Origin of the sequence: Thermotoga caldifontis AZM44c09, assembly GCF_000828655.1 — a bacterium.
Taxonomy (GTDB): Bacteria; Thermotogota; Thermotogae; order Thermotogales; family DSM-5069; genus Pseudothermotoga_A; species Pseudothermotoga_A caldifontis.
Map to the genome: position 1 here is coordinate 1796376 of NZ_AP014509.1, position 12717 is coordinate 1809092.

Annotated in this window: 10 protein-coding genes and 1 tRNA gene; 1 reads left to right on the plus strand and 10 read right to left on the minus strand. The window is 52.0% G+C overall.

Annotated features, from left to right (window positions below):
• Positions 1-3: 3 nt before the first annotated feature.
• The 10 genes from TSP01S_RS08915 to recJ form a co-directional block, all read right to left on the minus strand.
• Positions 4-1143: an NAD(P)/FAD-dependent oxidoreductase gene (locus tag TSP01S_RS08915; RefSeq protein ID WP_041077867.1), complete on the minus strand. Its 1140-nt coding sequence runs from the start codon at positions 1141-1143 to the stop codon at positions 4-6.
• Positions 1133-2932 carry an FAD-dependent oxidoreductase gene (locus TSP01S_RS08920; RefSeq protein WP_041077868.1) on the minus strand — a complete coding sequence of 600 codons (1800 nt, stop codon included), beginning with the start codon at positions 2930-2932 and terminating at the stop codon, positions 1133-1135. The genes TSP01S_RS08915 and TSP01S_RS08920 overlap by 11 nt, the downstream gene beginning before the upstream one ends.
• Positions 2929-3234 carry a (2Fe-2S)-binding protein gene (locus TSP01S_RS08925; RefSeq protein ID WP_041077869.1) on the minus strand — a complete coding sequence of 102 codons (306 nt, stop codon included), beginning with the start codon at positions 3232-3234 and terminating at the stop codon, positions 2929-2931. The genes TSP01S_RS08920 and TSP01S_RS08925 overlap by 4 nt, the downstream gene beginning before the upstream one ends.
• A gap of 13 nt (positions 3235-3247) precedes the next feature.
• Positions 3248-4603, minus strand: coding sequence for a dihydrolipoyl dehydrogenase (gene lpdA, locus TSP01S_RS08930; protein WP_041077870.1), 1356 nt, complete (start codon positions 4601-4603; stop codon positions 3248-3250).
• Between the two features lie 198 nt (positions 4604-4801).
• The gene (flgG, locus tag TSP01S_RS08935) at positions 4802-5587 is read right to left on the minus strand and encodes a flagellar basal-body rod protein FlgG (protein ID WP_041077872.1); all 786 of its coding nucleotides are present in this window, start codon (positions 5585-5587) and stop codon (positions 4802-4804) included.
• Between the two features lie 15 nt (positions 5588-5602).
• On the minus strand, positions 5603-6352 hold the full coding sequence (flgF, locus tag TSP01S_RS08940; RefSeq protein ID WP_041077874.1) for a flagellar basal-body rod protein FlgF: 750 nt from the start codon (positions 6350-6352) through the stop codon (positions 5603-5605).
• A 4-nt stretch (positions 6353-6356) separates the two neighbouring features.
• Positions 6357-7367, minus strand: a complete 1011-nt coding sequence (gene mreB / locus TSP01S_RS08945) for a rod shape-determining protein (RefSeq protein WP_041077876.1) — start codon at positions 7365-7367, stop codon at positions 6357-6359.
• A gap of 31 nt (positions 7368-7398) precedes the next feature.
• Positions 7399-7475: transfer RNA gene (locus TSP01S_RS08950), tRNA-Arg, on the minus strand.
• Complete coding sequence (locus TSP01S_RS10190) at positions 7466-8104, minus strand: RuvX/YqgF family protein (protein WP_070098364.1); 639 nt, start codon at positions 8102-8104, stop codon at positions 7466-7468. Before TSP01S_RS10190 ends, TSP01S_RS08950 begins: the two co-directional genes overlap by 10 nt.
• Complete coding sequence (gene recJ / locus TSP01S_RS08960; RefSeq protein ID WP_231848633.1) at positions 8101-11016, minus strand: single-stranded-DNA-specific exonuclease RecJ; 2916 nt, start codon at positions 11014-11016, stop codon at positions 8101-8103. The genes TSP01S_RS10190 and recJ overlap by 4 nt, the downstream gene beginning before the upstream one ends.
• Before the next feature lie 110 nt (positions 11017-11126).
• Between recJ and TSP01S_RS08965 the strand changes: the two genes are divergently transcribed.
• A complete protein-coding gene (locus TSP01S_RS08965; RefSeq protein WP_041077882.1) occupies positions 11127-12686 on the plus strand; it encodes an MBL fold metallo-hydrolase in 1560 nt (519 codons plus the stop codon).
• Positions 12687-12717 lie beyond the last annotated feature (31 nt).

Genomic DNA, 12717 nt, shown 5'->3' on the forward strand with positions numbered 1-12717 from the left:
CCATCACACCACGTTCATCTCCCTGACGATCACTTTCTCGAACCTGTCAACGTTCAGCTCTGAAATGCTCACATGTCTGGGCTGACCAAAGAGTATCTTCTCCGCCAGCGCCTCACCCACAGCCGGTGCGAGCATGAACCCGTGACCGCTGAAACCAACAGCGTAATAGAAGTTGGCGATCTGTGGTGATTCTCCGATGATGGGCTGCGCATCCAGAGACATGTTGTAATGTCCTGACCAGTGTCTCACGATGCGTATCTTCCTCATGAAAGGGAGCAAAAAGCACATCTTCTTCGCGAGACTTTTCTCGAACCCGAAGGTCACGTTGTAGTTCAGTCCGGGCTTTTCATCTTTATCTCCCTGCCCCATGATGAAATGACCGTGCTTGGTCTGTCTGACGTAAAAGTTTCCGGAGAAGCTTATCAGCATCGGATCGACGAAGTTTTTCACAGGTTCTGTGACCATGATCTGGTGTCTGTAACTCTCCACCGGAAGGTTCAAACCCACCATGGAGGCAACGTGGCCGGCGTAAGCGCCCGCAGCGTTGACCAGGATTTGAGATTCAAACTCACCTTTGCTGGTGTAAACTCTGAACTTCGAACCTGTCGCCTCGATGCCAACAACCTCTGTGTGAGTCATCATCGTCACACCGAGTCTTTTCGCCACGTGCGCGTACGCGAAGTTCGCCAAGTGTGGATTGGCATGACCATCGGTCTGACAGAAAGTGGCCAGCAGGACATTCTCCACGTTAACGTACGGGAACCTCTTCTTGACCTGTGTGGGTGTGAGCAATTCAACGTTCAACCCGAGTTTTCTTTGCATTTTCACGTTCTCTTCGAACTGAACTGCCTCTTTTTCGTCGTAGGAAAGTATCAGATAACCGCCCTGTTTGTACTCTATGTCGAAACCGGTTTCTTCATGCAACCTTTCAAAGAGTTTCACGCTCCTCATCGCCAGCAGGACGTTGTGCGGGGAGCTCCATTGTTGCCTGATCCCACCGGCACACCTGCCCGTGGAGCCGGAGCTTATGTAACTCTTTTCAAGCACGAGAACGTTGTTCTCTCCGAATTTCGCCAGATGGTAAGCGATTGAGCAGCCGACGATACCTGCCCCGATGACTATCACCCTGTACTCAGTCCTCATTCGTTTCACCCCTCAGGATCGATTCGAACTTGACCGGCATCACTGGGGGCCTGAAGCGACCTTTGAGCAGTTCTCCGGGTGATTTACCGAGCTTCTGAGAAAGGATCGACAGCACAGTGCTCCTGCACGTTCTGCCACCGCACATTCCCATACCTACGCGCAGATAACGTCTCAGTTCCTCGTAGTCTGTGAAACCCAGCTCTATCGCCCTTTCAACTTCCTCGAGTGTCACTTCCTCACACCTGCACACCAGGACGTTTCCACGCTTCAACGTTCGAAAGTTTCTCACACGTTCAGAGTAACCTGCGGGTACCTTCAGGTAGATCAAATTCGTCATGTCAGGGAAACGAAGGACCTTCACAACCTGTGCTTCACAGACTTCTTTTCCTTCTCTGTCCAACGCGATGACCCGTTCATCCTTCTCTGGCAGGGGAACCATTTCGTACGGGATGACCACCAGGTCGAAACCAGGTTCGACGTTTTCCTGAACCATGAAGATCGCAAGACCCGGGCATTTAGAAACACAGATACCACAACCGGTGCACTTTTCATAATCTATCCTCGGGAGACTGTTTATGTTCCCCGGCACCTCGATCGCGCCCGCCGGGCAGGAGGTCTGACAAGGATTGCACGGGATGTTTTCATAACACTCAATGATGGGTCTGAGCTTGCCCACGGGGCCTTTGTCAGTCTGTGGCTGACGAGAAAATTCAACCGTTCTCTGCGGGAAAAACCTCGAAAGGCCTTTGCGCACTTTTTCGGAGAACGGGCCGGATCTGAACTCGACGAGCTCGTTCTGCAGGGCTTCTATTTCTCTGGAGAGATCCGTTCCAACGATGGATTGCGCTACCGTCAGGCCGGCGATGCGTCCCTCGATCATCGCCGTCGTGGCTTCCTCTATGCCCGCAAGATCGCCTGCGATGAAGATGTTTTCGACGTTGGTTCTCATGTTTTGATCCCTGTAAGGCACAAACCCGCCGAGTTCCGGAACGTATTCGATCTTCACGTTCGCCATGGCTGCAAGTTCTACAGAAGGGGTCAAACCCGCCGCGATGCATATGACGTCCACCGCAAACTCTCTCTCTGTTCCTCCGATCGGACGGAATTTTTCGTCCACCTGCACGACCACGGCGCCCGTGACCTTCTCCTCTCCAAGTGCTTTCTTGATCGTGTGTCTCAGCAGCACCGGGACGCCGAACCTTTTGATTTTGCGCAGATGTACATCGTAACCACCCACTCTATCCGCTATTTCAACGATCGCGGCCACCTCTGCCCCGGCCTGGAGAAGCTGGTAGGAAACTATCAGTCCTATGTTTCCAGAACCGACCATGAGGAACCGTTTGCCGGGAAGCACCATGAACTGGTTCATGAGCGTTTGAACTGCACCTGCACCGTAGACACCGGGTAGATGGTTGTTCTCGAACTGTATGAACCTTTCGGATGCTCCCGTCGCAAGGAGGATGTAATCAGCCTGCACCTCGAAGGTGCGATCTTTCTCTCTGTTGTACAGTACGACAACGTCTTCGTAGATGCCCACGACGGTGGTCTGTAGCATCACCTTGACGTGATGGTTCAACTGATTCTTCAACCTTCTTGCGATCTCGAATCCTCTCACGGAAGCAAAAAAACCTTCGTGACCGAAGAACTTGTGCGTCTGTTTAACGAGCTGGCCTCCGAGTTCCACCCCTTCGTCCACAATGAGTGTTTCAACACCGTATCTGGAAGCTTCTATGGCGCCACAGAGCCCGGCAGGACCCCCACCGACGACGAGCAGTTGCGTTTTCATCATACCACATCACTCCGTCCCAACTGCCTCTGAACCCGCATGCCTTCCTTCACGAGCGTGATGCACACTCTCACGTTCGGTTCACCGTCGACCACCATCAGGCAGGACGAACATTTGCCTATGGCGCAGAAAAAGCCTCTTGGCCTTCCATGCTCACTCTCACCGAAGACATCGATCCCATTGGCGATCAACGCCGCCGCGATGGTTTCGCCTTCCAGAGCTTCCAGCTCTTTATCTTCAAAGTAGAACTTAACTGTGCGCGCAGTTTTCGCCTTCAGGATGGGATGTTCCACGATGCGCCTCAACGTCTCACCCCATTCACAGATGGATGGGCCTGTCAACGATACCCTCTATCGCCCCGAGCAGCGTTTCACTCAGCGTGGGGTGCGGGTGAATGGTTTTCTCGAGTTGTTCAGCCGTTAAACCGTTTCTGACAGCGATTGCAGCCTCCATTATGAGTTCTGTGGCGTAAGGGCCCACGATCGTCGCGCCGAGAATCCTTCCAGTTTTCGAGTCGGCGATGAACTTTGCGAAACCATCTTTCTCGAGCATGGTTCTGGCACGACCGTTGGCCATCAATGGGAAGGAGAAGATTTTCACGGTCGATGGGTCCACGTCTTTCTCCTTAATCCCGACGCTCGCGACCTCGGGTTCGGTGAATATAACACTCGGTACGGCCGAGTAGTCCATCTTCGCCGTCCTTCCACAGATGTTCTCCGCGGCCGTGACACCCTCGTACATGGCCACGTGGGCGAGCATGATCTGTCCACGCACATCACCGATCGCATAAACGTTTGGCACGTTCGTGAGCATGGTTTCGTCCGTCTTGATACCTCTCTCTATGGAAAGCCCCAGGGCTTTCACATCATCGCCGATCTTTGGCCTTCTCCCGACCGCAACGATCACCCTCTCAGTCACCTTTTCGAGCTGACCTTCCTTGGTCTCAACGATGGATCTGTAACCTTTCTCCGCCGGCTGAACCGACACAACCTTTGAAGATTCGTAAATCTCGACACCTTTTTTCTTCAAAGATTTGGCCACGACCTGCGCGGCGTCTGCGTCTTCGTTGGGAAGGATGTGCTCGAGAAGCTCAACAACGGTTACCTTGACGTTCAAACTCGAGAAGAACGTGGCGAGCTCGACTCCGATCACCCCACCGCCGATTATGAGAACGCTCTCCGGAAGACGTTCCATCTTGAATACATCGTCACTCGTCCAGATACCTGGTACTTCGTTGAAAGGCGGAAAGAGGGTCGGGACGGAACCTGTAGCTATCACGAGATACTTCGCTTCCAACTTTTTGTCCTGAACTTTCACGGAATTGGGTGATTCCACAATTGCCTCACCGACGACGAGCTCGATACCATTCTTTTTGAAGAGGTATTCTATTCCCTTCCTTGAAGCCACCACAACTTTATTCATGTGATTTTTGATTTTTGAAAAATCGAAGGAGACGTTCTGCACGATGATTCCGAGTTCAGAGGCTTTTTCGACAACGTTTCTGTAAAGGTGCGCCGAACTCAGAATGGCCTTCGTTGGGATACAACCCCAGTTGGTGCAGGTGCCTCCGACGAAAGATTTCTCGACCACAGCCACGCGCTTTCCGTGCTGTGCGAGTTTTATCGCCGCCACATATCCAGCGGGCCCTGCTCCGATGACCACCGCATCGTACATGTGACCACCTCCGTTCAGTTTTTCGACCATGACGATTTTACCAAGAACATTTTTCTTTACCAAGGGAAGGCTCAGAAAGCGCGTTCACGAGACGGCCTGAAGATACCTCTGTGATGTGGTGCTCGCCGAGCTGTACTAAGGGGACACAAACAAAACGCCAGGCCCTGAGCCTGGCGTTGTTATTGCGATCATGAATCGTCACCGTTTCAGCGTGGAAACGGTTCTGAGCATATCGTCGGCGGTCTGGATCGTCTTCGCGTTGAGCTCGTAGGCACGCTGTGCGATGATCATGTCGACCATCTCTTTCACGACGTCAACGTTGGATTTTTCAAGAAAACCTTGCTGGATCGCACCGAAACCATCCTGGTTCGGAGTTCCTTCGATCGGATCACCGGAGGATACCGTTTGAACGTACAGGTTGTCTCCTATCGCTTTCAAACCAGCCGGATTGACGAAGCGTACCAACGTTATCGTGCCGAGGTTCTGAACGGTTCCGTCCTGCATCTCCGCAGAAACTATTCCGTCGGGTGAGACGTTTATCGATACGGCATCGGCCGGGATCACGATGTTTGGAACCAACGGAAGTCCGTTGGCCGTGACGATCCTTCCCTCGCTGTCTATCTTGAAGCTCCCGTCACGTGTGTAAGCGATCCTGCCGTCCTGAAGTTGTATCTGGAAGAATCCATCCCCGGCTATGGCTAAATCGAGGGCGTTACCAGTCTGCTCGAGATTGCCGATCGTGAATATCCTGTTCGTCGCGCTCAGCCTCACGCCGTGACCAACGTAGATGCCCGTTGGGATCATCGAATTCTGGGCGGTCGGTGTACCAGCGTTCTTGTAGTACTGGTAAACCAGGTCCTGAAATTCCGCACGGATCTTCTTGTAGCTTGTCGTGTCGACGTTCGCAAGGTTGTTCGAAACCGTGTCAAGCTTGTACTGCTGAGCCCACATCCCCGTTGCCGCAGAGTACAGTGAAACCATCATCGTTCAGCACCTCCATCATTTGAGCGATGCAACTTGCGAGAACAACTTCGAGAACATTTCATCTTCTGCGAGCACGACCTTCTGCGCGATCTCGAAGTGCCTTTGCAGCTCCACCATCCTGACCATTTCCGTCAGTGCATTCACGTTTGATAATTCGACGTATCCTGTGAGAATCCTAAAGTTCTCTGCGGCGACTGCGGGCCCGCTCTCATCGGTCGGTGTGAACAGCGTATAGCCAACCTTTCTCAGATCACGTTCGGATGCGAAGCTGTACACACCTATCCTGCTCACCACGTTGCCGAGACTGTCTCTCACAAAGCCCCGTTCGTCCACAGAATAACCTTCTTCGAAGCGAACTGGCTCACCGTTTTCATCGAGCAATCTGAAACCATCCGCGCTGACAACAAAACCTTCGGCGTCGAGCTTGAAATTACCCGCACGCGTGTAGTAGACCTCATCGTCTCTCTGAACGGCGAAATACCCACTTCCCTCGATCGCAAGGTCGAGAAAGTTTCCCGTGTACTGAAGCGTGCCCTCCGTTGGATCGACATAGACTCTGTCCACAACGGAACTGTAAGGTAAACTGCCTATGGGTGTTCTCCTGTTCAGAGACGAATAGACCTGGCGTTCTTGGTGAGCGCTGAAGGTGGGAATGTCTTTCTTGTAACCGATCGTATCGACGTTTGCCAGGTTGTTCGCTGTGGAATCGAGTTTGAACCAATCGATCAACATGCCCATCGCGGCGGTGTAAATGCCTCTTACCATTCGATCACCTCGTGTAAGATACCGCGACGGTCCTCAGGAGGTTCGTATCCTCCAGCAGAACGCCGGTGCCTCTGGCGACACACGTGATCGGATCTTCCGCAATGATGACTTTCACTCCGAGCTCTTCACTCATCACCAGATCCAAACCCCTCAAGAGCGCCCCTCCACCTGTTAGAACGATGCCACGCTCGATGATGTCTGCCGCGAGTTCCGGTGGCGTCTTCTCGAGCACCATCTTGACCCTTCCGATGAGCATCTCCACCAAAGGTTTCAGCGTCTCCAGGACATCATCGCTCGTGATCACGTCTGTCCTGGGCAGGCCCGTCACGGCGTCTCTTCCTCTTATCTCCATTTCATACGTTTCTAAGCTCGGGTGTACTTTTCCTATTTTTATCTTGACCTGTTCCGCGGTGGTCTCGCCTATCACCAAGCCGTGCTTCCTCCGTGCGTATCTGACGATAGCTTCGTCCATCGCGTTGCCTGCAAGTTTTATGGAATCTCCAACGACGACACCACCAAGACTTATGACGGCGATGTCTGTCGTTCCACCGCCGATGTCGATGATCATGCTTCCCTCCGATTTCGTCACATCGATACCGGCACCTATCGCCGCAGCGATGGGCTCCGTCACGACGTGTACCTGTCTCGCACCAGCGTTGAGGGCCGCTTCGAACACCGCTCTACGTTCGACACTGGTGGCTTTCGTGGGAATACCTATGACGAGCTCGGGTTTGAAGAAGAGAGACTTCTTCACGGTCCTGTTTATGAATTCCTTTATCACCGCTTCTATCACTTTGTAATCCGCGATCACACCGTCTTTCATGGGTTTGACCGCCCTGTACGATTCCGGCGTCTTGCCGAGCATCTTCTTGGCTTCTTCTCCAATGGCCACGATCTCGCCCGTCTTCTCGGATATGGCAACCACCGACGGTTCGAATATGACTATGCCTTTTCCTCGCTGATAAACTATGAAGCTGGCGGTACCCAGATCTATGCCTAAGTCACCTTTGGGCAAAGGTCACACCTCCCGTGTCGTGAAGAACCTCTGGCGTGCCTGGCGGGAGTCGAACCCGCAACCTCTGGATCCGGAGTCCAGCGCTCTATCCATTTGAGCTACAGGCACACCACTCTGCCTCCAGGCCTCAGAAACTTTTCGTGATCAAAACCTCTCCTCGTCACAATGATATCAAAAGGTGCAAATTCTTCCAAGAACCGTTCGTCTTTCTCCACGTGACAACCTCTCTTGTGGAACAGGTAAGCGTAGTAGGGTTCTTCCTGGAGCACGACGCAGTCAGCCCTGCAAAGTCGTACGTCCGAAAGGTGTGCAACGAGCAATTTACCAGGATGCTTTTTCACTTCTTCAACGATCGAATCTGGCACTGGCTGTGGCTCCAAGATCTGGTATATGCCCCCACCCTGCGCAATGAACCTTTCAAATATCTCAGCGGCGCTCAGACCATCCACGTTTTTCTTGCCCTGAAACATTTTGCTCGACAATCGCTCATCCACCATGAAAACTTCTTTGTGAAGTTTCTTCCTTATCTTCTCGGCGAAGGCAACGCATTCGAAGGTCTGACGGGAGTATCTACCACTCATCGAAAAAGCAATGCCGACCAAGACTGTTGAAACTTCCAATTTGAGCAAAAGATCAAAGATTCTCGATCTTTCTACGGTAAAGATCTTCGAGGGGATGTTTTCTCCTACGGCGACGCCACACCTTTTCTCCCCGTAGTCTATGGCCACGATGCTCATATCACCAGCCTCGGGTTCGAGAGGGCCCTGTAGATGCCCTTGGCCCTTTGCAGAAGGAAAGGTTCTACGAGTCTCTCAAAGTAACGTTTTTCGAGCTTACCTTCGCTGATTCTCAACGAACTTTTGTTCGTATCCACACCAGACAGATCCAGTTTTCCATCCTGCTGTCTCGCACCGAGCTCTTCGAGCACGCGAAGTATTATCTTCGCGTAGGCAACGTTCCTCGCGTAACCCTTTCGCACCACGTAGTCTAAAAACTCCTTGACCTGCACCAAATGGCCAACTTCGTGCAGGATATCGCTTATGACCTCGATGCTGGGGAACAACTCTTCTATCTCCGCCTTCCTTTTGAAAACATCTTCCTGCGTGAAGTTCAAACTCAGAATCTGAAACACACCCTCAAAAGAAACTGCATCGAGCAATTCGAACAGCGTCAGCGGACTGTCCGAGACGACGATTTGAGCTTCCTCTCCCAGCAAGCCGGGAACACCATCGGTGTTTGTGGAGCACAGTAAAAGTGCTGGCTTTTTCCGCCTCAGCGTGGTCAGAACTGAAAGTCTCTGACCGGTTTTCATGGCGTGAGAATAAACGAGCAAGTTCTGATTCGTGCTGAGTCGCTTTCTGTAGAACTCGATGAGATTTTTATCGTTCGAAAACAGAAAGCAGTCGACCTCGTCGTGTACGTCTTCAGGTCGAACCAGAGAATCGAGCAGGCCATACGCGGGTCTGCAGATCCTCTCGTAAGCCACGGAAAGATTCAGAGCCATCGCAAGATCGTACAACCAGTCTGGTCTCTTAACGCTGACTGCGAGGAATCGGTTGGGCATTCGACTGACTACATCGAACAGAGCCAGAACCTCAGGTTCGCTTTTGAATTCGCCGAACACAGCGAGTTCGTTTATGACGAAGAAGTCATATTCCTTCAGCAAACTGTCCAGGTTCGCGAGGAAGTAGCTGAGCGTGACGAACGCGTGGTTGTTTCTGCCTTCCTGGTTCAGAGAGTTGAGATAATCCAGCGAATGCTCCAAGTATCTGTGCAACGTTCTGTGAAGCTGAGTGGAAAGAATATTGTTCAGCGAGACCACGGCGTACCTGCGCTTGGTGGCTGTGAGGAGCCAGTAGAAAAAGGTGTTCCTCATTCTCAAATCGAACACGAACAGGTTGGCGGTTAACGTCTCGGGCAGGACCTGTTCCAACTGGTTCAACCTGTGTCTGAGTTCCGGTTCCCGCAAACTGATGTGTCCTGATGACAATCTTTTTTCGTTGATGTCGGCGTCCATGACATAGAGTGTTGGTATCTTTCCCCTGATTGTGAAAACAACGTCCATAGTGACAGGCTCATACAGACCTGCGTCGAAAAGGTGCCCCAGGCCAAAGCCAGTGGCTTCGAACCTCTTCCCGTTCGAACTTATCGTCAGTCTGACGTTCGATTGGTTCTGACCGAAGAGTTTTGCCGCTTCTATCTTGACCCCTTCACACAGAAACAATGGCTCTGGATTTCCATGCCCAAAAGGTTCAAGCTTCTGAAGTTCAGCGATGAAATCACTGTCTATATCTTCCAGTCTCAGAACTGCGTCCACCTCGAGGCCTGCAGTTTGATCTTCCCGCGGAACTTCATAACTCTTCAATGCTTCCACGAAACGATCCACCGATTCGGCTGCCAAACTGAAACCGACCGCGAGGGGATGACCACCGAACTCCTCGAAATAGTGCAGGAATGGTTGTAGCAAATCTATCAGATTGACACCCGCAACGCTTCGTGCAGAGGCTCGGGCACCCTCCAACCCTTCCGATATGACTATCACGGGTTTGTTGTATCGATGACACAGGCGCGCGGCAACTATGCCAATGACCCCAACGTGCCAGTCCCTTCCACGCACCACGATGATCGGATACTTCTCGAGCCCCCCACGCTCGATCTGTTCCAGAGCGTTCTCGAAAATCTGCGATTCGATTTCCTGCCTGGTCGCGTTGTATTCGAACAAAAGATTGATCAGTTTTGATGCGAGCGTATAATCACGGGTTGTCAGCAGATCGAAGGCGTCGTGAGCCGCATCGAGCCTACCGGCGGCGTTTATTTTTGGAGCGACACGAAAACCAATGTCCCTGGAATCAGGTTCAGGTATCTGCAACCTTGAGAGCAACATGGCGAGGCCTGGGCGATCGGTTCCCTTCATTCTTTCGAGGCCTTCCTTCGCTATGAACCGATTCTCATCGACCAATTTGACCACATCCGCTATGGTACCGAGCGCCACTAGGTCCAGGTACTGGAAGACGTCTTCTTCGTTCAGAGACAAACGCTCCGCAACGGCGCTTATCAGCTTGAACGCCACCCCGACGCCCGCGAGGTCCTTGAAAGGATATTCGTCGTCCTTTCTCTTCGGGTTGAGCACGGCATCTGCAGGTGGCAGGACGTCCGAAGCTTCGTGGTGATCCGTGATCACGACGTCGTAACCCATCCTCTTCGCAAGCTGGACTGCTTCAACGGCCGTGACACCGCAATCGACGGTGAGCAGAACCTTTGCTCCCTCGCCCCTGAAACTCTCCAGTGCCGCTGGCTGAAGGCCGTAACCTTCATCGATGCGCCGCGGGATGTAATGCATCACCCTCCAGCCATGGTTCTGGAGGAATTCCTTGAGCACTGCGACTCCGGTGATCCCGTCCACGTCGTAATCGCCGTAGACGAGAACCAGCTCGTCCTCATCCCTGGCGCGCAAAAGTATGTCGACCGCACGATCCATGTCCTTCAGAAGGAACGGATCGTGAAGATCCTGTTTGGACGGATTGAGGAACCTGATCGCCTTCTCTGGATCTTTGATTCCACGGTTTATCAGTAGCCTGGCTACGAGATCACTGACACCCAATTCCGCAACGAGTTTTCTTAACTCGTCCTGGTCTACCTGCTTCACCATCCACCTCACGTCGGTTCAACTACCTTGCACAGTTTTTTCTTTCATTTTATTAAACCACAGAACCCCCGAAATGGTTCTGAATGTTAGAATCTCGTCATGGAGGTCTACACATGCATATAAAGTTGATCGACGGACACGACTGCATCGGGGGAAACAAGATATTGGTCGGTTCATCGAGCGGAGAGGGTTTTCTGCTCGACTTTGGGGTCAATTTCAAGAAGTGGAGCCTCTATTTTGAAGAGTACTTGAAACCCAGGACAGGCAGGATCCTGCACGATCTTCTCAAGCTCGAATTGATACCAAAGCTGAACATCTACAGATCGGACCTCATGCCACCGCAGTTCGAGAACGATGTGAATGTCCGATTCGTCTTTTTGAGTCACGCCCATACGGATCACTGTGGCCTGATCGGCCTTCTGAGCGAACAGATTCCTCTGATCATGACGAACGAGACCTTCGCACTCTTGAGCGTCATGGACCAGCTGAAACCTTCAGTCTGGGAACAGCTGGCCATCAAGACGAGGGTCCCCGCCAACGAGGAGCACGTCCGCTCCGACGTGCTCGTCAACGACAGAAAGAAGGAAAAGAAGAAGAGAAGGATCTGTGCGGGCGATACTTTGGAATCGACAGATGGAGATTTCGAAACTGTATCGTTTGAACAGTGCTGGCCGGGCTTTGTGAAGGTCTTACCCGTATACCACTCGGTACTCGGTGCGGCGGCGCTGTGTGTGGAGGTTGACGACGCGCTGGTGGTTTACACGGGAGACCTGAGGATGAGTCCGACGAAAGATGAAGAAGATTTCTGGCGCTTCGAACTCGGTGAGAAGCGGTTGGATCTTTCAAAGAGAACGGAAAGGTTCGTACAGGAGGTCAAACGTCACAGAGATTCGCTCAAAAAGATCCTGATCCTGATCGTTGAAGGCACGAGACTCGGCAGGGTTGAAGAATCTGTCAGCAACGAACGGACCGTTTTCGAAAACGCGAGGGAACTCATTTCGAAAACCAACCGGCTCATCATCGCAGATTTTCCCACCAAGCATCTCGAAAGATTGATGACTTTTCTCAAGATCGCACAGGTGTGTGACAGATTCCTCGTTTTAACTCCCAAAGACTACGCACTCTTAGAAAATATGGGACGAATCGATCCGACCTGGCAACTGACAGAGCAAGAACTGAGTCACATACGCATCTATCATGTCGCCAAGGTGGAGTTCTCAAAACTCGAAAAGGACGCCATACTGTTTGGAAAAACGGCCGGCTTGCTCGTCTCACCGGGAGAGATAAATCAAAGACCAGAAAGGTTCATCATCGCGGCCGGGTACTTCGATATGCCGCAAATACTTGACATAGACGAAAGTGTTCTGAGCGGTTCGATGTACATTCACTCCACGAGTGAAGCTTACACGGAAGAGCAGCAGATGGATTACAAAAGATTCAGGAACTGGCTGAGCAGGTTCAACATCCAACCCTTCGGTCTAAGGTTCGACAACGATGAGGTCGTTTTTACGAAAGAGTTCCACGCTTCCGGGCACCTTTCAGCACACGATCTGGAATGGCTCATCAAAACACTGGAACCAGATTTCATAATACCGGTGCACACGGAGGATAAGTCCTGGTTCGTGAACAAATGGGGCAGCAGAGTCCTCACTCAAGAAGAAGTATACTTATGATTATTCAGTTTTCAACTTCTCGGTGTACAAT